This is a genomic window from Catellatospora bangladeshensis, assembly GCF_016862575.1.
In the GTDB taxonomy this organism is placed as follows: domain Bacteria; phylum Actinomycetota; class Actinomycetes; order Mycobacteriales; family Micromonosporaceae; genus Catellatospora; species Catellatospora bangladeshensis.
In genome coordinates this window covers 103,515-127,351 of the sequence record NZ_BONF01000025.1, presented here as the reverse complement: position 1 = coordinate 127,351, position 23,837 = coordinate 103,515, and the positions used below count along the sequence as shown (strand labels likewise).

At 72.1% G+C, this 23,837-nt stretch carries 17 protein-coding genes; 7 read left to right on the top strand and 10 right to left on the bottom strand.

From position 1 onward, the window contains the following. Nucleotides 1–12 precede the first annotated feature (12 nt). The 4 genes from Cba03nite_RS21055 (at nt 13) to Cba03nite_RS21040 (ending at nt 4,967) form a co-directional block, all read left to right on the top strand. Nucleotides 13–2,007, top strand: a complete 1,995-nt coding sequence (locus Cba03nite_RS21055; protein WP_203748832.1) for a sulfatase — start codon at nt 13–15, stop codon at nt 2,005–2,007. A 252-nt stretch (nt 2,008–2,259) separates the two neighbouring features. Beyond that, on the top strand, nt 2,260–3,018 hold the full coding sequence (locus Cba03nite_RS21050; RefSeq protein ID WP_203748829.1) for an SDR family oxidoreductase: 759 nt from the start codon (nt 2,260–2,262) through the stop codon (nt 3,016–3,018). A 79-nt stretch (nt 3,019–3,097) separates the two neighbouring features. After that, nucleotides 3,098–4,681: an N-acyl amino acid synthase FeeM domain-containing protein gene (locus Cba03nite_RS21045; RefSeq protein WP_203748826.1), complete on the top strand. Its 1,584-nt coding sequence runs from the start codon at nt 3,098–3,100 to the stop codon at nt 4,679–4,681. Nucleotides 4,682–4,778: 97 nt separating this feature from the next. Beyond that, on the top strand, nt 4,779–4,967 hold the full coding sequence (locus Cba03nite_RS21040) for a hypothetical protein (protein ID WP_203748823.1): 189 nt from the start codon (nt 4,779–4,781) through the stop codon (nt 4,965–4,967). Here Cba03nite_RS21040 and Cba03nite_RS21035 read toward each other — a convergent pair. From Cba03nite_RS21035 to Cba03nite_RS21025, 3 genes are all read right to left on the bottom strand, one after another. Next, complete coding sequence (locus tag Cba03nite_RS21035) at nt 4,952–5,551, bottom strand: hypothetical protein (protein ID WP_203748820.1); 600 nt, start codon at nt 5,549–5,551, stop codon at nt 4,952–4,954. The two genes, Cba03nite_RS21040 and Cba03nite_RS21035, sit on opposite strands and share 16 nt — an antisense overlap. 89 nt (nt 5,552–5,640) lie before the next feature. Beyond that, complete coding sequence (locus tag Cba03nite_RS21030; protein WP_203748818.1) at nt 5,641–7,101, bottom strand: family 43 glycosylhydrolase; 1,461 nt, start codon at nt 7,099–7,101, stop codon at nt 5,641–5,643. Between the two features lie 26 nt (nt 7,102–7,127). Then, nucleotides 7,128–8,531: a glycoside hydrolase family 43 protein gene (locus Cba03nite_RS21025; protein WP_203748815.1), complete on the bottom strand. Its 1,404-nt coding sequence runs from the start codon at nt 8,529–8,531 to the stop codon at nt 7,128–7,130. A gap of 726 nt (nt 8,532–9,257) precedes the next feature. On the opposite strand from Cba03nite_RS21025, the gene Cba03nite_RS21020 reads away from it, so the two are divergent. From Cba03nite_RS21020 to Cba03nite_RS21010, 3 genes are all read left to right on the top strand, one after another. Further along, nucleotides 9,258–11,132, top strand: coding sequence for a CASTOR/POLLUX-related putative ion channel (locus Cba03nite_RS21020; RefSeq protein ID WP_203748812.1), 1,875 nt, complete (start codon nt 9,258–9,260; stop codon nt 11,130–11,132). Between the two features lie 204 nt (nt 11,133–11,336). Further along, a complete protein-coding gene (locus tag Cba03nite_RS21015; RefSeq protein WP_239125920.1) occupies nt 11,337–13,991 on the top strand; it encodes a ricin-type beta-trefoil lectin domain protein in 2,655 nt (884 codons plus the stop codon). A 174-nt stretch (nt 13,992–14,165) separates the two neighbouring features. Beyond that, nucleotides 14,166–14,897, top strand: a complete 732-nt coding sequence (locus tag Cba03nite_RS21010) for an ankyrin repeat domain-containing protein (protein ID WP_203748809.1) — start codon at nt 14,166–14,168, stop codon at nt 14,895–14,897. Nucleotides 14,898–14,916: 19 nt separating this feature from the next. Here Cba03nite_RS21010 and Cba03nite_RS21005 read toward each other — a convergent pair whose 3' ends face one another. From Cba03nite_RS21005 to Cba03nite_RS20975, 7 genes are all read right to left on the bottom strand, one after another. Then, nucleotides 14,917–15,225 (bottom strand): cupin domain-containing protein, encoded by a 309-nt coding sequence (locus tag Cba03nite_RS21005; protein ID WP_203748806.1) that lies wholly within the window; start codon nt 15,223–15,225, stop codon nt 14,917–14,919. A 174-nt stretch (nt 15,226–15,399) separates the two neighbouring features. Beyond that, nucleotides 15,400–16,383 (bottom strand): cation diffusion facilitator family transporter, encoded by a 984-nt coding sequence (locus tag Cba03nite_RS21000; RefSeq protein WP_203748803.1) that lies wholly within the window; start codon nt 16,381–16,383, stop codon nt 15,400–15,402. A 57-nt stretch (nt 16,384–16,440) separates the two neighbouring features. After that, nucleotides 16,441–16,923, bottom strand: a complete 483-nt coding sequence (locus Cba03nite_RS20995) for an SRPBCC family protein (protein WP_203748800.1) — start codon at nt 16,921–16,923, stop codon at nt 16,441–16,443. Nucleotides 16,924–16,957: 34 nt separating this feature from the next. Beyond that, the gene (locus tag Cba03nite_RS20990; protein ID WP_203748796.1) at nt 16,958–18,601 is read right to left on the bottom strand and encodes an SDR family oxidoreductase; all 1,644 of its coding nucleotides are present in this window, start codon (nt 18,599–18,601) and stop codon (nt 16,958–16,960) included. 79 nt (nt 18,602–18,680) lie between these two features. After that, nucleotides 18,681–19,253, bottom strand: coding sequence for a fasciclin domain-containing protein (locus Cba03nite_RS20985; protein WP_203748793.1), 573 nt, complete (start codon nt 19,251–19,253; stop codon nt 18,681–18,683). 220 nt (nt 19,254–19,473) lie between these two features. After that, a complete protein-coding gene (locus Cba03nite_RS20980; protein WP_203748790.1) occupies nt 19,474–23,058 on the bottom strand; it encodes a WD40 repeat domain-containing serine/threonine protein kinase in 3,585 nt (1,194 codons plus the stop codon). A 4-nt stretch (nt 23,059–23,062) separates the two neighbouring features. Continuing rightward, nucleotides 23,063–23,764, bottom strand: a complete 702-nt coding sequence (locus Cba03nite_RS20975; RefSeq protein ID WP_275411606.1) for a DUF7019 family protein — start codon at nt 23,762–23,764, stop codon at nt 23,063–23,065. Nucleotides 23,765–23,837 lie beyond the last annotated feature (73 nt).

Below are 23,837 nucleotides of genomic sequence, written 5' to 3'. Positions count from 1 at the left end.
GGGTACACCGCCATGGCCGAGCAGCTGATCGACCGCCGGGGCGTCCTGCGCGGACTGGGCGCGGCCGGGCTCGGCGCCGCCACCGGCTGGGCCCTCGGACCGGCTGCCGCCGGAGCCGCCGCGCCACCGAACGTCATCGTCGTGCTCATCGACGACCTGGCCCGCCGCGAGCTGGGCTGCTACGGCAACACGTTCAACGAGACCCCGCACATCGACCGGCTCGCCGCCGACGGCACCCGGTTCACCGCCGGATACGTGGCCGCGCCCGTCTGCTCGCCGACCCGGGCCAGCATCATGACCGGGCAGTATCCGGCCCGGGTGCGCATCACCGAGTTCCTCGGCCCGTCCGGCGACGACTTCCTGCCCACGAGCCTCCGCACGCTGCCCGCCACGCTGCGCGACGCCGGCTACCGCACCGGCCTCATCGGCAAGTGGCACCTGACCGAGACCTACACCGGCCCGGTCCGGGAGCGGCCCGGCAACCCCTGGTCACACGGGTTCACCGACGTCATCGCCTCGGAGCAGAAGTACATCGCCGACGGCGACTACTTCCACCCGTACTTCATGCTGCCCGACCTGCCCGCCCGCAAGGCGAACGAGTACCTCACCGACCGGCTCAACCTGGAGGCGGTCGACTTCATCACCGCCGCCCACCAGCAGGGCACGCCGTTCTACCTCCAGCTCGCCCACTACGCCACGCACACCGCCCTGGCCGCGCCGCAGGCGCTGGTCGACAAGTACGCGGCCAAGCCCGGCGCCGGCGCCAAGGGCACCAGCCCGGTGCTCGCCGCGATGCTGGAGGTCATCGACGACGGCGTCGGTGCGATCCGGGCCACGCTGGACGGGCTCGGCATCGCCGGCAACACGGTGATCCTGCTGCTGTCGGACAACGGCGGCGACGGCGGCGTCACCACGAACGCGCCGCTGCGCGGCGCCAAGGCGACGCTGTACGAGGGCGGCGTGCGGGTGCCGGTGATCGCCCACCACCCGGCCGGGCCGCGCGGCCGGGTCGTGGACGCGCCGTTCAGCACCGTGGACATCATGCCGACGGTGCTCGGCACGACCGGCGTCGCCGCACCGGCGGGCACGCGCTTGGACGGCGTCAGCTTCGCGGGACTGCTCACCGGCGGGGCAGCCCCGTCACGCGACACCCTGTTCTGGGTGTACCCGCACTGGCACAACCCCGGCGCGCCCACCGCCTCGGTGCGCCGCGGCCGCTACAAGATGATGCGCTACCTGCACGACAACCGCACCGAGCTGTACGACCTCGTCGCCGACCAGGCCGAGGCGACGAACCTCGCCGCGTCCCTGCCGGACAAGGCGGCGGAGCTGTCGGCCGCGCTCGACGCGCACCTGCGCGACGTCGACTTCCTCCCGCCGGAGCCGTCCCCGGCCAACCTGCCCACACTCGTGGCCGAGCGCGAGTTCGACACCGGGCTGGGCGGCTTCACCGTGCTCGCACCGGCACCCGAGGCGCGCGCGGGCACCGTGCAGACGTCCGGCGGCCTGCTGACCGTGGCAGCCGGCGGCGCACCGGCGTTCGCGCTGCTGCGCTCGGACGTGGCGGTCACCCATACCGACGTGGCGGCCATCGTGAGCCAGCGCTACTACGCGAACTCGGCCGCGACCGACCAGGACACCCTGTTCTCCGGGCTCGTCAAGGACGCGGGCAACTACGTGCTGGCCTGGTACAACCACAGGCTCAAGCGGGTCGGCTGGGACGTGCGGATCGGCGGGGTGCTGACCGGCAACCGGGTCACCCAGCTCGACGGGAAGATCTCCTACCCGGGCCCGAACGCCCGGCTCGCCTGCGTGCTGCACCGCGACGAGATCACCGCGTACGCGATCGCCTCCGGCGGCGCCTGGCAGTACCTGTTCACCGCCGACGTGGGCAGGCACGTCCGGCTGGACGACCCCGCTGTACGCGCCCAGTACCGCTACGGCTTCGGCGTCCGCCTCGACGGAGGCACCCTCGCCGTCGAGCGCTTCGCCGTCCGCCACCGCTGAAAGGAAGGGCACCTTCTTAACGCTTTGCGTAGAGGAAGGGCACCTTCTTAACCCCTGGCCCCACCCGGATCCGCGCCGGACGGCGTTGATCGCGAGTTCGTGTCGAAACCTGTGGCCCGACCTTACTTTCGACACGAACCCGCGATCAACCGCTGTGCGCCGGTCCTGCGGCTAGAGTCGCTCGAAGAGCAGCTCCGCACGTGTTTCGGAGCCTGCTGACGAGCACGTCCGGCACCGGCGACGGGAGGAACCATGGCCGTCACCCCACCGGCCGCCCGGCGTGAGCCGGCCCTGTCCGGGCAGATCGTCGTCGTGCTCGGCGGCAGCGCCGGGATCGGGCTCGAAACGGCCCGCCTGGCCCGCGCCGAGGGCGCCGAGATCATCCTGACCGGCCGCAACCCCGACCGCCTGGCGCACGCCGCCGCCGAACTCGGCGCGCTGAGCAGCACCGCCTTCGACGCCACCGACCCGGCGGCACTCGACGGGTTCTTCACCGGGCTGACCGGGCCGGTGGACCACATCATGATCACCGCGGGTCGGCCCTACTACGGGACGCTGGCCGGGATGGACGTCGAGCAGGCCCGCCGCTCGTTCGACGAGCACATGTGGCTGCCGATCGACGTCGCCCGCCGCGCCCCGCGCGCCGTACGCCCCGGCGGCTCGCTGCTGTTCATGGGCGGCACCGGTGCGCGCCGCCCGGCACCGGGCCTGGTGGTGGCCGCGATGGGCACGGCCGCGCTGCCCGCGATGACGGCGAACCTGGCGCTCGAACTCGCGCCGATCCGGGTGAACCTCATCGCCGCGGGCTTCGTCGACACCCCGCTGTCGGCGGAGCTGCTCGGCGACCTGCTCGACGAACGCCGCGAGCGGCTGCGGGCCACGCTGCCCATCCGGCGGGTGGTCGAGCCCGCCGACGTCGCCGCGCTGGCCGTGCACCTGATGGCCAACACGGCGCTCACCGGCGCGACGTACGACATCGACGGCGGTCAGCAGCTGGTTCCTGCCGGGTAGACGGCGCTGTCCGAGGTCCGTTCGCGACACTCATTCGTATTCGGCGGCGAGCGCCTCGGCGCGGCGGTATCCTGCCCGGATGCCGGGCACTCTGACATACAAGATCGCCGATACCTCTGCCGAGGAGGAGGCGATCCACCGGCTGAACCACCGCACGTTCGCCGGGGAGATCCCGCAGCACGCGCCCAACGCGCAGGGCCGCCTCGTCGACCGCTTCCACGCCGAGAACACCTATGCGGTATGCCTCGACGGCGCGGAGCTGGTGGCGATGGTCGCCGGGCGCAGCGCCCGCCCGTTCTCCCTCGACGGCAAGCTGACCGGCCTCGACGACTACCTGCCGGACGGGCGCACCCCGGTCGAGATCAGGCTGCTCGCCGTCGACCCGCGCTACCGGCGCGGCGCGATCCTGCCCCGGCTGCTCGGCCTGATCGGCGCGCACTTCGCCGCGCAGGGCTGCGACCTCGCGGTGCTGTCGGGCACGACGCGCGCGCTCACGATGTACCGCCGCATGGGCTGCGTGCCGTTCGGCCCGCTCACCGGGGCGCCGGGCGCGCAGTTCCAGCCGATGTACCTGACCATCGAGGACGGCAGGCGGCTCGCCCCGGCCGCACCCGCACCGGCGGCACGCACCGCCGTCAACCTGCTGCCCGGCCCGGTCACGGTCGCGCCCGAGGTCACCGCCGCGTTCGCCCGGCCGCCGGTCTATCACCGCTCCGAGCAGCACCTGCGGTCGGTGCGGGAGGTGCACCGGCGCCTGGCGGATATGGCCGGCGCCCGGCACGCGCAGCTGCTGCTCGGCTCCGGCACGGTCGCCAACGACGCCGTCGCCGCCCAGCTGGGCCTGCTCGGCACGCCGGGCGCCGTGCTGGCGTACGGCGAGTTCGGCGCGCGCCTGGCCGATCACGCCGCAAGGGCCGGGCTCGATCACACGGTGCAGGCCGGGCCCTGGGGCGCGCCGCTGCCGTGGCCGGACATCGAGCGCACGATCGCGGCGCTGCCGCCGGGCGGCTGGCTGTGGACCGTGCACTGCGAGACGTCGACCGGCCAGCTGCTCGACCTGCCCCGGCTGACGCGGCTGTGTGCCGCCGCCCGGGTGCGGCTGTGCGTCGACGCGATCAGCTCGATCGGCACCGTTCCGGTGGACCTGTCGGGGGCGTACCTGGCCACCGGCACCAGCGGTAAGGCGCTGGGCGGGTACCCCGGGCTGTCCATGGTGTTCCTGCGGGAGCAGCCGTGTTCCGCACCCGGCCGCATCCCGCGCTACCTGGACCTCGGGTGCTACGCCGAGGCCGACGGGGTCGCGTACACCCAGTCGTCGAACCTGGTCGCGGCGCTGGACGCGGCGCTGTCTGCCACCGACTGGCCGGACCGGTACACGCAGCTGGGCCGCGCATCGGCGTGGCTGCATGCCCGCCTGGCCCGGCTCGGCCTGCCCGTGACGGCTCCGATGGGGGAGGCCGCGCCGGGCGTCGTCACCGTGGCCCTGCCGCCGCACCTCGACGCCGCGCTGGTCGGCACCCGGATGGAGGCAGCCGGGTACCTGCTCGCGTACCAGAGCGGCTACCTGCGCCGGCGCAACTGGCTGCAGATCAGCCTCATGGGCCGCTGGACCTGGCCCACCATGCGCGGCCTGGTCGCCGCCGTCGCCGAGGCCACGGCGTAGCCCGTTTAGGGCCGGAGCGTTTGTTTCGCGCCGGGCGGGGAAGTGGTGCGGCAGGCGATCGCGACAGCGACCGGACCACGTCGATCGAGGTGATCGGATGTACCAGTTCGAAGCCGACGCAGCCGGGCTCGGCATCGTGCCGCAGCCGTCTCCCGCCGACACGGCGATGCCCGAGAGCCAGAGCCTGTGCGACGGGTGCGGGCAGCCGTCACCCTGCTCGGCCGTGACCCACGCCGAGCAGCGTGACCTGGCCGCCGACTTCGCGAAGGGCTACTCCGGCCTCTGACGCGGCGCGATCTCAGCCGGGCCGTCGGCCGGCTCGGCGGGCCGGTCGCGCATCCACCTGCTCATCTGCCACTCGTACGCGTCGGGCTCGCTGCCCGGGGCGATGCCGATGTCGCCGCGGGCCGCCTCGTAGAAGCGCTGGCGGGCCCGCCCGGTCGCGGCGACCGCGTCGGCCCAGGACAGGTCGCTGGGGCGGCCGCAGGCCAGGTGCATGAGCTGGAACACGCTCTGGTGCCACTGCCTGCCCGCGAGCACGACCCGCTCGCTGCCGACCATCAGGACGGCCTCCCACATGATCGTCCGCTCCTCCTCGGCGGCGGCCAGGTCGGACACCTCGTAGTCGGGAGTGAGGGCGGAGTCGTCGGAGGCGAGGCCACGCTCGGCGGCCAGGCGTACGGAAACCGCGATGACCTTCTTCACCGCATGCGCATACCGCGTGTACGTCGTGATCCGGTGCTCGTCCCAGCGCACCGACTGCTGGCGGCGCCAGCGGCTGCGTTCGGCGGCCTGCCCGGCCAGATACGACGCGAGCGCGCCGATGAGCACACCGAGCAGCGCGGGCAGTTGCAGCACAAAGGCGTCCATGACCCTCCCCATTGGATAGGGGAAGCATCGCACTGGTCGGCAAGGCCGAGCGGCCGGCCCGCCCGGGTAGGGAGCGGGCCGGCCGCGGTTCAGGCGATACGCCAGTGCTGGGCGTTGTTGTTCAGGCAGGTCCACTGGCGCACCTCGGCGCCGGGGGAGGTGCCCCAGTTGTAGTCGTCCAGGCACAGGCCGCTGTGCCGGTTGGTCAGCGTCGAGTAGCCGCTGCCCACGGATGTGATGCGCCACTGCTGCACGGCCAGGCCGTTGCAGGTCCACTGCTGCACCACCGAGCCGGGCGCGGTGGCGAAGTCCTTGTTGTCCAGGCAGAGCCCGCTGTGCCGGTTGCTGATCTGGTACCAGCCGTCGGCGAGCGGGGTGAGATACCAGTCCTGGACCGCGGCAGTGCTGCAGGTCCACTGCCGGACCTCGGCGCCCGGGGTCGTCACGAAGTTGTAGTCGTCGAGGCAGAGGTTGCTGTGCCGGTTGCGGATCTCCATGGGGGTGGCGTTGGGCTCGCCGGACGGGCCGGGCAGCACCGTGGACAGCGACACCGGCGTGCCGAGGTTCGGGGTGCCGTTGGAGTTCCACGAGATCTTCTGCACCCGGGTGGTGCGGGTGGTGCCGCAGCCCTGGCTGGACGACGAGTTCGCGTGGTACGCGATCCAGGTCTCGGTGCCGTCGGGCGAGGTGAAGAAGGAGTGGTGCCCGGGGCCATAGACGCCGTTGGCGTCGCTGCGCTGGAAGATCGGGCTGGCGGACTTCGTCCACGAGCTCGCCGACAGCGGGTTGCTGCCGGTGTACTCCAGCATGCCGATCTTGTAGTTGGGTCCGTTGCAGTGGCTGGCCGAGTACGTGATGAAGGTGCGGCCGTTGCGCTGCAGCGCGAACGCGCCCTCGTTTACCGCGCCGTTCTGGGTCTCCCAGGACAGGGTCGGAGCGGAGATCCGGGTGCCGTACGCACCCGCCGTCCACGGGTTGGTCAGCGGGGAGATGTACAGCGACTGAAGGTTGTCGCTGGGGTGGAACGCCGAGAACATCACGTAGTTCGCGCCGTTGAGTTTCAGGATCGCCGCGTCGATGGCCCAGCCGTTGTTGGGCATCAGGTTCAGGATGCCCCGGATGGTGTACGGGCCGAGCGGATCGGTGCCCGCGCTCTCGGCGACGTGGGTGCGCCGCGCGCCGCCGGACTGCTCGACGGAGTAGTACAGATACCACCGGTTGTTGATCATTTCGAGGTGCGGTGCCCACATGGTGTTGCCGCCGGTGCGCACCACCACCTGCTCGGCGGCGCCGCGCAGCCCCGAGATGGTCTGCGAGCGGCGCATGACCACGTCGGAGGACCAGGTCGTGGCGACGTAGTAGTAGTAACCGTTGTAGTAGGTCAGCGTCGGGTCGGCGCTGTTGGGAACGTCGACGGCCGGGTTGGTGAACGACGGGCCGGGCGCGGCCAGCGCGCGCTCGGGGCTGATCACCACGGCGAGGGAGAAGCCGAGGATCGTGGCCGCGGCGAGCGAGAGCGCGCGGCGCAGCCGGGTACGGAGTGCGGACATGTGTGCTCCTCGGGGTGAAGGCGGGCTCAGTAGCCGATCTGGAAGGTGGCGTCGGCCCTGTCGCTCGCGGGCGACGAGGAGCTGAGCACGTCGATGCGCAGCACGAAGCCGGCGTGGCGCAGGTAGCGGGTGGGGAAGTTGTGCGAGCGCCACGACGTCCAGTTGGCGTCGGCCAGCCCCGCGGTGCGGTGGAACGTGGCGTCCCCGGCGAACAGGGCGCTGCCGTCGTTGGCCGCCAGGCCGATGACGTAGTTGCTGTGCCGCAGGTAGCGGCCGGGGAAGTTGACCGACTCGAACGACACCCCGGCGGAGTCGGCCAGGCCCGGCCGCAGCCGCCACTGCGCGTCGGCGTACGGGTCGAACGGGTACGGGTCGATGCGCCCGGCGTTGCTCGAGTGCCGGATCAGGTGGTCGGGGTAGTTGTACGACTTGATCCGGTTCCAGGTGGGGGCGCCCCAGCGGCTGAGCAGGTTCGTCCGCTCGGTGGCCGTGATCGGCGCGATGGTGGCGTGCTTGGCGTTGAGCGGCTGGGTGTACTGCGCCTTGGTCAGCGCCGACCAGCTGTCGGTGTTCACGTTCCCGCTGCGCCAGACGTAGAACTCGCCGTTGACCGGGCTGAACGAGTCGCCCCACAGCCACCACTCGTTGCGGTCGTACGCCTTGACCACGATCGGCGCCTCGATGCCGCCGTTGACCACCCCGGCGGTGTAGGTGCCGCTGTTGAAGCTGCCCGGGTTGAGGCTGGATGAGCGGGCGCCGTAGAGGCGGCCGTTGCTCAGGTTCTTGTAGTACAGGTAGTTCGTGCCGCCGCCCAGGTGCATGGTGGCGTCGAGCACGTTGAAGCCGGGGTCGAAGAACACCTGCGGCGCGCTGACCGTGACGAAGTCGGTGGTGTAGTTGACCATGAACACGTCGCGGGTGCCGTTGTGGGCGGAGTAGATGATCCCGTACTGGCCGCGGGAGGCGTCCCAGAACGCCTCGGGCGCCCAGGTGTGGGTGTTCATGGTGTGCATCCGCACCCGGCGGTAGCCGGTGAAGCTGCGCAGGTCCACCGAGTCCCAGACGTGGATGTACTGGTTGGGCTGGGTGAAGTCGGTGCCGTTGAGGTCGGTGGCCACGACGGCGAAGGTGTCGTCCTGCTTGCGCAGGATGAACGGGTCGCGCAGGCCGCCGGTGCCCGCGGTCGGGGTGACCACGGGGTTGTTCTGGTTGAGCGGGGTCCAGTTGAGCCCGTCGGTGCTGACGGCCAGGTGCAGGCCGTAGTTGTTGGCCAGGCGGTTGGGCGACTCGGTGAAGTAGCCCATCACGTAGCCGCCGAACGGCCCCGCCGCAGCGGCGGGCGAACCGGCCGCGGCGAGGGTCAGGCCGCCGGCCGCGCCGACGGTGGCGGCCGAGAGCAGGCCGGTGAGCAGTTCACGTCTGGTGGTCATGGTGTTGTACCTCCGAGGTGAGGCCGCGCTGCCCCGGGTGTCCGGTTCAGGGCAGGGCGGGGTGGTGCGAGGGTTCCGGGGTGCGGGTGGTCGGGACGCGGGCACGGGTCATCGGCCGCGGGCCGGCGCGGTGGCGCGGCGTGCGGACCGGTGATGGTGAAGAGACCGCGTGATCGGTCGGCCGGTAGGGAGGCGGCCGGCCCCGGTCTGCGGGGCGAGATCAGGCTGGGACGGACAGGCCCTGGCCGCGGGCGACGCCGTGCGGGGTCGGGCGGCTGGCGGCGCGCAGGACGGCGCGCAGTCGGTCGTGCATGGCTCCTCCGGGAGGATGAGGGCGATGGCAAGCCGGTGCGGTGGTCCGCGGGCGTCGTAGGGTTACGCCCGGAACCGGGTGGGACGGCCGGCACCGCTCGTCCTGCGGTGAAAGCGTGCCGGCGCCGACCGGTGGCCGCCATGTTAGCGATCTCATCGTTCGGTTCCATCATGAAACACGGTCGATACGATCCCGTCAACGGCAGGCCGCAGCGCGCAGCGTAATGACTGCTGGTCGCGGCCATGTTGATCCCCGGAAAATGTTTCGGTCGCGACCCTGGTCCAATGTGTGCGTTCACATCCGTGAAAGCGGGACACCGCGCTCGGGTTGGACGGCCGCGGTTCCTAGGATGTCTCTGCAAAGTGGACCACCGGTCGTCATCCGGTGGCGGGCGGCGGTGGAGAGGAACCTCAGTGGTGCGGCTGGGACTGCGGCGACGCGTGCGCGTCTGGTTCGACGGCACGATGGACCGGGGCACCCCTGCCCTGATCGGCTGGCTGGGGCTGGCCTCGCTGGCCCTGATCACGGTCGTGACGGGACTGTCGGCGCTGTTCGCCGCGAAGGAGACCGGCGAGCGCGGCGGCTGGGCGTCCGTGCTGTGGGACAGCGTGATGCGCACCCTCGACCCGGGCACCATGGGCGGCGACATCGGCAGCCCGGTGTACCTCGGCCTGATGCTCGTCGTCACCATCGGCGGCATCTTCATCGTCAGCTCGCTCATCGGCGTGCTGACCACGGGCCTCAACGACGCGATCACCAACCTGCGCAAGGGCCGCTCGCCGGTGATCACCCAGGGCCACATCGTGGTGCTGGGCTGGTCTGATCAGGTCTTCACGGTGGTGGCGGAGCTCGCCGCGGCCAACCGGGGCAACACGCGGACGAGCGTGGTCATCCTCGCCGACCGCGACAAGATCGATATGGAGGACCAGATCCGCAACCGGGTCGGCGACACCGGCCGTACCCGCGTGGTGTGCCGCTCCGGCAGCCCGCTCAAGCGGGCCGACCTGGACCTGGTGAGCCTGGACACCGCGCGCGCGGTGATGGTGCTGTCGCCCACCGGCGACGACCCCGACATCGACGTCATCAAGGTGCTGCTGCTGCTCAACAACCGGCCCTGGCCCGCCGTGCGCCCGCACGTGGTCGCCGCGGTGCAGGAGTCGGCCAACGTCGCCGCCGCCAAGCTCGCCGCCGGGCGGCACGCGCTGGTCATCGACGCCGACGACATCGCGGTGCGCATGGTGGTCCAGTCCCACCGCCAGTCCGGCCTGTCGACCGTCTGCACCGACCTGCTCGACTTCGCCGGCAACGAGATCTACCTGCGCACCGAGCCGTCCCTGGCCGGGCGTGCGTACGGCGACGTGCTGGGCGCGTTCGAGGCGGGCGCGCCGATCGGGCTGCGCCGCGCCGACGGCACCATCGCCGTGAACCCGCCGATGGAGACCGTGCTCGACGCCTCCGACGAGATCATCCTGGTGGCCGAGGACGACCTGCTGATCGAGCTCGCCGCGACACCGCCCCGGATCGACGCCACGGCGATCGTGGTCACGCCGGACACCAAGCAGGTGCCCGACCGGACCCTGGTGGTCGGCTGGAACTCCCGCGCCGACCGGGTGCTCGACCTGCTCGACCGCTTCGCCGAGCCGGGCTCCGAGCTGGACGTCGCCGCGCCGCGCGAGCCGGAGGAGGCGCTGGCCGCCGAGCGGGGCAACCTCACCGTCGGCTACAAGCGCTGCCAGCCGACCAGCCGCCGCGACCTGGAGTCGCTGGACCTGGGCGGATACCAGCACATCATCGTGCTGTCCGACGACGCGGCCGAGCCGGACCACGCCGACGACCGGACCCTGGTCACCCTGCTGCACCTGCGCGACATCGAGGTCAACCTCGGCGAGCCGTACTCGATCGTCACGGAGATGAACGACGACAGCAACCGGGAGGTCGCCCAGGTCACCAAGGCCGACGACTTCGTGGTGTCCGCGCGGCTGATCAGCCTGCTGATGACCCAGCTGGCCGAGAACCGGCACCTGTACGAGGTGTTCGCGGACCTGTTCGAGGCGTCCGGCGCGGAGATCCACCTCAAGCCCGCCGGCGACTACGTGCAGCCGGGCGCCGAGGTCACCTTCGCCACGGTGGTGGAGTCGGCGCGGCGGCGGGGCGAGTCGGCGATCGGCTACCGCAGCCACGCCGAGGCGGACGTGTCGCCCGCGTACGGCGTGGTGCTGAACCCGCGCAAGTCGCAGCCGGTGTGCCTGGACGTGGCCGACAGCATCGTGGTGATCAGCACGGAGTGAGCCGCCGGCTCGTTTCCGGTTGATGTCGAAACCTTGACATCCGTGTATCTGTGCCGGTATCAATTAGCTGCAAATAACGTTATAGAGCTTCGTGCTCCGTAGCGGCGGCGGGGCGTCCCACCGGACGGGCGCGCCGCCGCGCCCACCGCCAGGATGAGGTTTCGGCGTGCCTCATCAGGACCGGCAACGATCCTGGGAGTCCTCATGCACCGCACATCCCGACGGCGCCCGCTGAAGGCCATCTTCAGCGGCGCGCTGGGCATCCTCACCGTTCTCGGCGGGCTCACCGCCGGCGCCGCCCCGGCCGCCGCCGCCCCCGCCCAGCCGTCCCCGCTGACCACACCGTGGACCAGCCAGGCGCTCAACGGCACCCCGCTGCCGGAATACCCGCGCCCGCAGATGACCCGCCCCGACTGGCTCAACCTCAACGGCGAGTGGCAGCTGAGCCAGTCCACCGCCAACACCGCGCCGGTCTTCGGCCAGACCCTGCCCGAGCGGGTCAACGTGCCGTTCCCGGTCGAGTCGGCCCTGTCGGGCATCAAGCGCCCCGCCAACGACAACCGCTACTACCTGACCTACCGGCGCACCTTCACCGTGCCCGCCGGCTGGTCCGGCCGCCGGGTGCAGCTGCACTTCGGCGCCGTCGACTGGCGTACCACGGTCTACGTCAACGGGACCCAGGTCGGCACGCACACCGGCGGCTACGACCGCTTCGAGTTCGACATCACGCCGCAGCTCAACGGCGGAACCAACGAGCTGATCGTGCGGGTGTTCGACCCGACCGACTCCGGCGCCGAGGGCACCAACCCCGCGCGCGGCAAGCAGGTCCGCAACCCGGGCGGCATCTTCTACATCCCCACCTCGGGCATCTGGCAGACCGTCTGGCTGGAGCCGACCCCCACCGCGTCGATCTACAGCGCCGACCTCTACCCCAACCTGAGCAACAACACCCTGCGGATCCGGGTCTTCACCCGGGGCACCGTCACCGGCCACACGGTGTACGCCGAGGCCCTGAACGGGACCACCGTGGTCGGCACCGCCACCGGCGGCTTCACCGAGTTCACCGTGCCCGTGCCCAGCGCGCGGCGGTGGTCCCCGGACGACCCGTTCCTCTACAACCTGCGCCTGTCGCTGCGTAACAGCTCCGGCACGACCGTCGACCAGACCACGCACTACTTCGGCATGCGCGAGGTCGGCAAGGCCGTCGTCAACGGACGCCTGGTGCCCACCCTCAACGGCCAGTTCGTGCTGCACAACGGCACCCTGGACCAGGGCTTCTGGCCCGACGGCCTGTACACCGCGCCGACCGACGCGGCGCTCGCCGGCGACCTGCAGAAGATCAAGGACCTGGGCTTCAACATGGTCCGCAAGCACATCAAGGTCGAGCCGCAGCGCTGGTTCTACCACGCCGACCGCCTCGGGCTGCTGGTCTGGCAGGACATGCCGAGCAAGGGCGACCCCGGCAACGCCACGCAGCAGGCGCAGTGGGAGTCCGAGCTGCGCGAGGTCGTCGACGAGCACCGCTCCTCACCCGCCGTGGTGGTGTACGTGCCGTTCAACGAGGGCTGGGGCGAGTGGAACCTCGCCGACACCAGCCGCATCATCACCAACATCAAGAACCAGGACCCGACCCGCCTGGTCAACGGGCACAGCGGCTACAACTGCTGCGCGTCCAAGGGCGACCCCGGCAACGGCGACATCATGGACTGGCACATGTACGTCGGCCCGGACTCGCCGGTCCCGACGTCGACCCGTGTCTCCGTGCTCGGCGAGTACGGCGGCATGGGCCTGCGCACGCCGGGCCACGAGTACAGCCCGAACGGCAGCTTCGGGGCGTACGAGATGCACCCCAACACCACCACCATCACCGACCGGTACGTGCACCTGATCACGTCCGCGACGAACCTGGTCAACACCCGCGGCCTGGCCGGCCTGGTCTACACCCAGCCGTTCGACGTCGAGGGCGAGGTCAACGGCTTCTGGACGTACGACCGGCAGGTGCTCAAGTTCGACCTGAACCGGGTCCGGGCCGCCAACCAGTCGGTCATCGCCGCGTCCAAGGCGCTCAACACCGGCCCGGCGCCCGGCCCGCGCATCATCGGCCCCGGCGCCAAGTGCGTCGACGTCGCCGCCGACGACACCGGTGGCAACGGCTCCGCCGTCCAGCTGTGGGACTGCCAGGCCGCCTCCAAGGACCAGCGCTGGACCTGGAACGGCAGCACGCTGCGCACCCTCGGCCGCTGCCTGGACGCGACCGGCAACGGCACCGCCAACGGCACCCTGCTCCAGCTGTGGGACTGCAGCGGTGGGGGCGCCCAGCAGTGGGTGCAGCAGCCGAACGGCTCGCTGCTCAACCCGCAGTCCGGCCGCTGCGTCGACTCGCCCAGCGGTTCCACCGCCAACGGCGCCCGGCTCCAGCTGTGGGACTGCAACAACAGCGCGGCCCAGGTGTTCCGGGTCGGCGGCGGCGCGACCGCGGCCACCAACATCATCGGACCGGGCGGCAAGTGCATCGACGTCGCCGCCGACGACACCGGCGGCAACGGCGCCGTGATCCAGCTCTGGGACTGCCAGTACTACGCGGTGGACCAGAAGTGGACCTGGGAGGGGAGCACGCTGCGCACCCTCGGCCGCTGCATCGACGCCACCGGCAACGGCACCGCCAACGGCACCCTGCTCCAGCTGTGGGACTGCAACGGCGGCGGCGCCCAGCAGTGGATCCCGCAGGCCAACGGCACCCTGCGCAACCCGCAGTCGGGCCGCTGCCTGGACTCGCCGAACGGCTCCAACGGCAACGGCACCCGCCTGCAACTCTGGGACTGCAACGGCAGCCCCGCGCAGCAGTTCTTCAAGCACTGACGAACGGGAGGTGACGGTGCCGCCGCGCCGTCACCCCCTTTCGGTTGATCGCGTTCTCGTGTCGAAACCTGGGCTCTGGCCACACTTTGTGACACGAAACCGCGATCATCACAGCGGCAGCGGCGGGTCTCGGTTCGCCGATCCGTGTCGCCCCGGGCGGTTAGGCTCGGCGACGTGACGGACCTCGACCCCGGTGGACCGGCCGCCGCAGCGGTGCGCGCCGTTCAGGCCGGTGACACGGACACCCTGGACCGGCTGCTGGCCGCGGATCCGTGGCTGGCCGGCGCTCGGGTCGGCGACGGCGCGAGCCGGACCCTGCTGCACGTCGCCACGGACTGGCCCGGCCACTTCCCGAACGGCCCCGCCGTCGTCGCGGTGCTGGTCGCCGCCGGTGCCGACGTCGGCGCCCCGTTCCACGGCGCGCACGCCGAGACGCCGCTGCACTGGGCCGCCAGCTGCGACGACGTCGCGGTCCTCGACGCGCTGCTGGACGCGGGCGCCGACATCGAGGCGGGCGGCGGCGTCATCGGCAACGGCACCCCGCTGGCCGACGCGGTCGCCTTCGGCCAGTGGCAGGCGGCCCGCCGCCTGGTCGAACGCGGCGCGCGGCCCAACCTGTGGCAGGCCGCCGGGCTCGGCATGCTCGACCTCGTCCGGCAGCAGTGCACCGCCGTGCCGCCGCCCGGCGCCGAGGAGATCACCGCCGCGTTCTGGCTGGCCTGCCACGGCGGCGCGCAGCCGACGGCCGCGTACCTGCTCGACCTCGGCGCCGACCGCGACTGGATCGGATACGACCAGCTCACCCCGCTCGACGCGGCGATCCGCAGCGGTGCCGACGACGTGGCCGCCTGGCTCACCGCAGCCGGGGCCCGCCGCGCCCACCAGGTGCGGGACGCGGGCCGGTAACGGCGCCGGCCGTGCGTCGTCAGCGGCGCACGGCGCCGGCCGGGCCGCCCAGCACGAGTTCCAGCGGCGGACGCTGTCCGAGCAGGTGGACCGACTCCTGCTCGTGCGGGTCGGTGCGGGCGACGATCGCGACGACCTCCTCGTCGGCCGTCACCGGCATGTGCGGCACGTCCGCCGGGATGTAGACCATGTCACCCGCCTCCAGCACCTGGCTGAACTCGAGCGCCTGCCCGTAACGGATGGTGTGGGTGCCCCGGACGACGTAGATGCCCGACTCGTGTCCGGCGTGCACGTGCGGTGTGCCCTCGGTGTGCGGCGGCACCGTCACCACGTGCAGGCACAGCCGCCGGGATCCGCACGACTCGGCTGAGATCCCCTGAAAGAAGAAACCACCCTGCTTTCCCCGATATCCAGCCGACGACCTACGCAGCACCGTGCACTCCATGGCAAGAGTTTTACCTGGTCACGGCCGTTACGGGCGGGTTCGACACGCTCCGGCTGGTCACAGGGCGGGCTCGTCCGGCGCGGACAGGCTGAACACGGCCCCGGCCACCGCGGGGGAACGGCTGATCTTCGCTTCCAGGGCGCGCAGGCGAACGGCGATGCGCGACTCGGCGTCGTCACCGGCGAGGTCGACGTCACCCACGATCGAGATCATCCGTGGGCCCACCACCTCCAGCCGCAGGTAGGTCACCCGGTCGATCTCGGGCATGGCGAGCAGCGAGCGCAGCACGGCGGCCCGTACCCGCGGATCGGCCTCCTCGCCGACGAGGAAGCGGCGGTTGCGGTTGATGAGGACCACCGCCACCACCACGAGCAGGACCCCGACCAGGATCGAGCCGATCGCGTCCGGCACCGCCGAGCCCGTCACCTGATGGGCGGCCAGGCCCGCACCGGCCAGCACCAGGCCGATCAGCGCGGCGGCGTCCTCGGCGAACACCGCCCGCAGCGTCGGGTCGGACGTCGCCAGCACGTGCTCGATGACGTCGCGCTGCATGAGCCGGGCGTCGGCCCGCGCCTGGCGCAGCGACTGCAGGAACGACACCGCCTCCAGCACGAACGACACGGCCAGCACGACGTACCCCACCAGGAAGTCCTCGGCCGGGGTGGGGTCACGCAGCTCGCCGACGCCGTGCGTGATCGAGAAGGCGCCACCGGCGACGAACAGGCCGACCGCGGCGAACAGCGACCAGACGTACGCCTCGCGCCCGTGGCCGAGCGGATGTGCCGGGTCGGGCGGGCGAGCCGCGCGGCGGTTGGCCACGATCAGGAAGATCTCGTTGCCCGCGTCCGCCCACGAGTGGGCCGCCTCCGCGGTCAGTGACGCCGATCTGGTCACCGCTGCGGCGATCGTCTTGGCGATCGCGATCAGCAGGTTCATCAGGAAGGCGACGGCTACGGTCAGCGCGCTGTCGGTCGACCTTGGATCGGCTGACCCGCCCAGCCCGAAATCTCCCGTCCGGCCAGGGTCGTCTGGTGCGTTCATGCGCCGCCGCCGACGCGGCTGATCACCTCATCGCTGTCGGTTCCCGGTCGCGACCGATTATCGTCGTGTGTCGGGGCGGGCGCCGGGCGTGTCGACGTTGCCGCGCCAGCCGCCGGTCTCCAGGCCGCGCTGCTCGATGAACTCCTTGAACGCCTTGGCGTCCTTCTTGACCTGGCGGCCGTCCGCGCCGACCGCGTCGCCCACGTTCTCGACCAGGCCCTCGGGCTCCCAGTCCAGCTGGATGGTCACCCGCGTGTCGGTGTCGCCGAGCCGGTGGAAGGTGACGACACCGGCGTGCCGGGTGTCGCCGCTGGTGCTCTTCCAGGCGACGCGCTCGTCGGGGTGCTGCTCGGTGATCTCGGTGTCGAACTCGCGCCGCGCGCCGGCGACGTTGACGACCCAGTGGTTGTGGGTGGCGTCGATCTGCGTGACCGATTCGACGCCGCCCATGAAGTTCGGGAACGACTCGAACTGGGTCCACTGGTTGTACGCGGTGTGCAGCGGAACGTGGACGTCCACGGACTCGGTAACCGTGCTCATCACCAACTCCTCAATGAAGTGAAAGCAATCTGCATTACCCGCGTACCGGCCGGGCAAACCCGGCGCGGACTGCTGCGCGCGGTGAGGCGGGCTCCGGCACGGGCTCGGCGCGGACCCGCGACGGGGTGATCTCGACGACCTCGGGCGTGTCGCCGGTGGCGGCGCTGCGCTCGGCGGCCCGGGCGATGTTGCGCGCCATCCCCCCGAAGATCAGATGGTGGAACGGGGAGATGCAGTACCAGTACAGATGCCCGGCCAGCCCGCGCGGCAGGAAGACGGCACGCTGCTGGTAGCGGCTGACGTGGGCGGGGCTGAGCAGGTCGGGTTCGACCTTCAGCTCCAGCCAGGCCAGGCCGGGCAGCAGCATCTCCGCCCGCAGCCGCAGCAGCCTGCCGTGCTGGATCTCCTCTACCCGCCAGAAGTCGAGGGCCTCGCCGACGTAGAGCTCGACGGGATCGCGGCGGCCGCGGCGCAGCCCGACGCCGCCGATGAGCCGGTCGAGCCATCCTCGCAGCGCCCAGGCCATGGGGGAGGAGTACCAGCCGGTCTCGCCGCCGATGCGCACGATGACGTCCCAGAGTGCCTCGGGCGGGGCGTGGACCCGGCGGGTCTTGCGGTCTACGTAGGCGCTGCCGCCCGACCAGTCCGGGTCCGTGGGCAGCGGCTCGGCCGGGGCGCCGGTCCAGGTGGCGGTCGACCAGCGGGTCTCCACGTCGGCATCCCGGATCTTGACCAGGGCCAGGGCGACGGCCTCGTCGAATCCCTTGAGCCCGCCGGGCGGATCCGGGACGTACCTCCTGATGTCGTGATCGTGGCATACCGCCTCGTGGATGAGGCTGGCCACCAGCGGCTTGGCGATGGCGCCGGGCACGGGGGTGACCAGGTTGACCCATTGCGAGCTGAGCCAGGGCGAGAGCACCCCGACCGGGATGATCGTCCGGGGGCGCAGGTGCGCGACGCGCGCGTACCGGATCATCATCTCGCGGTAGGTGAGCACGTCGGGGCCGCCGATGTCGAACGACCGGTTGACCCGGTCCGGCACATCCGCCCAGGCCGTCAGGTAGTGCAGCACGTCGCGTACGGCGATGGGCTGGATCCGGGTGCTCACCCAGCGCGGGGTGACCATGACGGGCAGCCGCTCGGTCAGGTAGCGCAGCATCTCGAAGGAGGCCGAACCGGAGCCGATGATGACCGCCGCCCGCAACGTCACCGTCGGCACTCCGGACGCGGTGAGCACGGCGGCCACCTCGTCCCGGGAGAGCAGGTGCGCCGACGAAGGCGTGCCGTCGCGGGACGGCCGGGGCGTGGGACCGCCGAGGTAGACGATGCGTTCGACGCCTGCCTTCTTCGCGGCGGCGGCGAACGTCTGCGCGGCCCGCCGGTCGACGTCCTGGAAGTGGGCGGTTCCCAGCGAGTGGATGAGGTAGTAGGCGATGTGGACGCCTTTGAGCGCCTGGTAGGTCTCGTCGAAGTCGAGCACGTCGCCCTCGACGATCTCCGCCTCGGCCGCCCAGGGCACGTCGCGAAGGCGGCCGGCGGAGCGGGTGAGGCAGCGTACGTCGTGCCCGGCCTCGATGAGCCGGGGTGCCAGCCGCCCGCCGATGTAGCCGGTGGCCCCGGTGACGAGGACCTTCCGGGGCGATCTCGGCGTGGCGTCGTCGTGGTGTGATCGGCTCATGGCTTGGTGATCGCTTTCAGCTCGTCGCGGGGTGCCGGGTGGTGTCTGCCGTCCACCCGGCACGCGTCTGGCCGCCGGTTCACGACGGAGGCATCAGCACGCTGTCGATGACGTAGACGGTGCCGTTGCGGGTCTGCACGTTGCCGCAGACCACCTTGGCGGTGTCGTTGACGGTGAAGTCGGCGCCGCTGCCGGTCACGGTCAGGTCCTGTCCCTCCAGCGTCTTGTGGGAGCCGTCCAGCTGGTCAGGTGCGGTCCGCCCGGCCACCACGTGGTAGGTCAGCAGCTTGCGCAGCTGCTCCTTGTCCGCGAGGACCTGGTCGAGCTGGGCCTTGGGAATCTTCGCGAAGGCCTCGTTGGTCGGCGCGAACACGGTGACGTCCTCGGCGTTGTTGAGCGTGTCGACGAGGTCGCCCTGCTTCACCGCGGTCACCAGGGTGGACAGCAGCGGGTTGCCCGCCGCGGCGTCGGCCACGGGCTGCCCGGCCATGGTCTGCAGGCTTCCGGGGCTGCCGCCCTGCGGCAGTGCCGCGCAGGCCGGCCCGAACTCGCCGTCGGCGGGCACCGCTGCCGCCGCCGGTCCTGCCGTGAGAATGACTCCGGCGGCGCAGCAGGTCGCTGCCAGTGCCGAGAATTTGCTGTTCAGTCGCATCGGGGTCGGTCCTCTCAACGATCTGATGAGAAGCCACGCTGCTTTCGCATCTAGGTGTGGAGACGGCAGTCTCGGCCGCTGTGCCCGGACGTGAACCGCCGCTCCGCCTAATCGTCGCAGATTTCGACGCAACTTATCGCCGAATCGTCGCACGCAAGAATTGCCGCATTGTCACCCATTTGAGAGGTCACGTAGGGAAACAGCAGTCTCGGCTGCCGGATCAGGTGGTGATGCCGCCACCGCGGCCGGTCCGCATCCGGCCCCACCATCGACCGCCCTGCGGCCCGGTGGCCGGATCGGCCGCCAGCTCCCAGTCCAGCTCCCACACCGACAGGCTCTCGCGGGTGACCGACACCGCCAGCCACCCGTCGTCGCCGAGGCCCACCCCGGCCACCGGGCCGTCGTGCCCGTCGAGCACCTGGACACATGCTCCGTCGCGTAAGCGCCACACCCGCACCGCGTGGTCGCGCCCGGCCGAGACCGCGAACTCCCCGTCGCCGGTGAAGGCGACCGCGTCGACCGGCTGGGTGTGCCCGGCCAGCACCCGCACGCACCGTCCCCGCGCCAGGTCCCAGTAGCGCACCGTGGTGTCCCAGGCCCCGGACAGCGCGAACCGGCCGTCAGGGCTGATCGCCACGCACTCGGCACGCTGGTCGTGGCCGCGCAGGCGGCCCAGCGGCTGCCCGCTGACCGCATCCCAGCGCAGCACGTCGCCGTCCTGCGCGGCCGCCAGCGCCAGCCGCCCGTCACCGCTGAGGCAGACGCCGTGCAGCGTCTCGGGCTCCATCCGCGAGTACCCGTCGGTGCTGCTGACCAGCCGCTCGCGTCCGTGGAACGCGGCCAGCTCGGTGCCTGCCGCCACGTCCCAGCGGCGCAGCATGGTGTAGGAGCCCGTGCCGGTCAGCGCGTACGCGCCCGCCCGGTCCAGGCACACCCGTGAGCCGGTCGAGGGCAGCGTGGCCAGCAGCCTCGGCTCGCCGTCGCGGTGCAGATCCCAGACCAGCAGGCGGCGGTATCCGTCGATCGCCACCGCCAGCCGAGCGTCCGCGGTCAGCGCCAGCGTCTCGACCGAGATCCGGTGCTCCGGTGTACGCAGACGGCGCTCGGCGCGCCCGGTCGCCAGATCCCACAGCACCATCGCGTCGTCCGGCGAACTGGTCAGTGCCCTGGCCCCGTCCGCGCTGACAGCGACCCGCGGCGTCCAGTACCGCTGGGACCCCGGCTCGTCCAGGGCGATCCGCCGGACCAGCCGCGCCCCGCGCAGCCCGGTCCGTCCACAGGAGCGCGCCAGCCGCTGCCAGGCCGCGACGGCCTCCGGCGCGTTCTCGTGGCCCGGCACCGCCCGCGCCTGCCGCATCAGCTCCAGCGCGGCGGGCACCCGCTCCTCGCCCATCGCCTGTTCCGCACCGCTCAGCAGCTGCTTGAAGCGCGCGTCGAACTCGTGCAGCCGCGACACCGGCCGCGGACGGCACACCTGCAGCGCGGCGGTGTAGCCGGTCGGCAGCCCCCACGAGCGCAGCCGCAGGTCGTTGGACATGGAGTACGCGAAACGCCCGTCCGAGCCGGCGCGGGCCGCGACGTACACCGTCTGGGTGGTGGACAGGCCGCGGAAGACCGCATCGCGGTGCGCCTCGACGGTGCGCAGGCAGCGCCCGCTCGCCGCGTCCCACAGCCGCAGGATCCCGTCCTGCCCGGCGGTCAGGAACCGCCCGGCGCCGCTCGCCGACACGGCCGTCACCCGGCCCTGGTGGCCCTGCAGCTCGTGCAGGCAGCTGCCGCCCTCGGCCGCCAGCCTCCAGATCCGCACCACACCGCCGTAGTCGCCGGTGACCGCGTACTGCCCGTCCGGGCTCAGGTCCACCGCCGACACCCGGTCCGCGTGCGGCAGCACGGCCGTGCACCGGCCCGCCCGGGGATCCCACAGCCGCAGCGTCCGGTCGCTGCTCACCGACGCCAGCAGCGAGCCGTCGGCCGGCCAGGCCAGCCCGTGGACCTCCCGCTCGTGCCCGGTCAGCGTGGCCAGGCACGCGCCGGTGACCGGATCCCACAACCGGATCGAGCCGCCGCCAGACCCGGACGCCAGCACCCGGCCGTCGGCGCTGAAGCGCAGCGCCGTCACGAAGATCCCGTGACCGGGCAGCCGCCGCAGCGCCAGGCCGCGCTCCAGATCCCATACCACCGCGTCGTCGCCGCTGCCCCCGACGGCGGCCAGGCGGTCGTCGGGACCGACCGCGAAGTGGTGGGCGAAGGCGCCCAGCCGCAAGCTCAGCGGGCCTCGCCCGCCGGCCGGGAAGTCGACGTTGACGATGCTCGCCGACGGCCTCCGGTGCTCGCCTCCGAACAGCGCCGCGCGCAGGCCCCGCTGCGGCGGGGGCTCGTCCACCAGCGCGGTCAGCACCACCCTGCCGTCCGGGCCGAGGTCCAGGCCGGTCATCCCGCCGCGCTCGCCGGGCACGGTCCAGGCGGTGCCGCCGGCCGCCAGTTCGCCGGCGCGGGCCCGGCGCAGCAGCTCCGCGAACTGCGGATCGTCGGGTGACCGCTGCGCCGCCTCGGCCAGCGGCGGCAGCGCCGCGTCCAGGTCGCCGCGCTCCAGGTGCACCTGGGCCAGCAGGTAGGCGCCGAGCCAGTGGTCCGGCCGGGTGGCGCGGGCCGCGGCGACGGCGGCCACCGCCTCGTCGTCGGTCAGGTCGCCGCGCCGCCAGCCGAGCAGCGCGGCGTTGAAGACGGCTTCCAGGTGGTGCGGGTCCGCCTCCAGCGCCGCGCGCAGCGCGGCATCGGCGGCGCCGGTGTCGTCGAGGTCGAGCAGCGACAGCGCCCGGTTGTTGAGCTCGTCGGCCCGCAGGCCGGCCTCGGCCGGGGCGGTCCGGGGGTATGCCCGGCCCAGTTCGGCGGCGTACACGGCCGCGATGATGTCTGCGACCTCGGCCAGGTCGCCGGGCCGTGCGGCGGGATCGTCGAGCAGGCAGGACGTGAGCAGCCCGGCCAGTGTCGCGGGCATCCGCGGCGCGGCCGGATCGTCCGGGCCGTACTGGAGATACTCGGCCAGCGTGACGTCGGCCGACGGGCCGCTGGACCACACCACGCCGCCGGTGAACAGCTCGAACACCGAGACCGCATAGCTCCACACGTCGGTGCGGCGGCTCAGCGGCGCACCGGCCGCCTGCTCCGGCGAGGCGTAGTCGGGGGTGAGGCCGCCCGCGCTGACCCGCATGCTCAACCCGGGCCCGGCCCAGATCCCGGGCCGGGCCGGGCCCGGCCGCGCGGCGGGAGCGCCCACCCGGGACAGCCCGAAGTCGGTCACCTTCGCCGTGCCCGCCTCGTCGAGCAGCACGTTGGCCGGTTTGACGTCCTGGTGCACCAGGCCCCGGCGGTGCGCGTGGGCCAGCCCCCAGGCGAGCTGCACGGCGACGTCGAGCAGCCGCGCGAGCACCTCGTGAGGGGTGCCCTCGTACAGCCGCCCGTCGTCGATGGCCTCCCGCAGGCTGCCCCCGGGCACGTACTCGGCGAACACGCGCGGCACGCCGTCGACGGCGCGCACGTAGTGGGCGGCGCACACGTTCGGGTGCAGGCCCAGCGAGATCCACGCCTGGGCCTCGTCGACGAAGCGCTGCTGGTCCTCGGCGGAGCGCAGCTGCTGCGGCCGGGGGCTCTTCAGCGCCAGATCGGTGTCCCAGCCCAGGTGGCGCACCCGGTAGACCAGGCCCATGCCGCCGTGCTCGTGCACCTTCGTCACCCGGTACAGCCCGGCGATCACGTCGCCGACCTGCCAGGTCCCGGCCGCGGCCGAGTGCGCGGCGCCGCTCATCGGGTTAGAAGTCCACCATCTCGACGTACAGCGGGCTGCCCAGCAGGTAGGCCGGGCGCTGCGAGCCGTCCGGCAGCGGCCCGCGGCTGATGCAGCGCGCGAGGAACTGCACCGGCTGCGGCGTCTGGAACACCGCCTTCGCGGTGGCCGCGATCCCGTCGGCCAGCGACCGCACCGTGTCGGTCTCCGCCTGCTCGTCCAGCCCCGTGCCCTGCGGCGCGACCGGCTGCAGGGCCCGCCGGATCGCGTACGGCTGCGAGCCCGGCGTGGCCGCCGGCTCCACCGGGGTCCCGAGCAGGTGCGCCGTCGAGCCGCCGAGCACCACGAGCAGGTCCGGGGTGTACCCGCAGAAGAAGGTGATCTTTTCGGCGTCCGCGCGTCCGGGCTCGATGTCCGACAGCGGCGCCCAGTCCATGTTGAGCCGTGCCCTGACGTACCCCTGCGTCGCGGTCAGATCGCCGACCTGCTGGTGGCGGGCGAGGTAGTCCTCGACCAGGGCCACCTTCTCGATGCGGCTCTGCTGGCGCAGCGGGCTGTCGGCGTTCAGCGTGAGGCCGATCAGCTTCAGGTCGAGCTTCAGCTCCGTGGCGATGCTGCGCCGCAGCGGCTCCTGGATCTGGCTGATCAACATGTCGATCTTCGTGTCGGACACGTACGCCATGTACCGCAGCGCGCGTGCCTGCTCGGTCCTGCGCCGGAAGAACATCGTCACCCCAAGACCCCGTCGGACTGGCCGACAGGATACCTCGCATGTGGACGGTGGTCCGCGCCCACCGTCC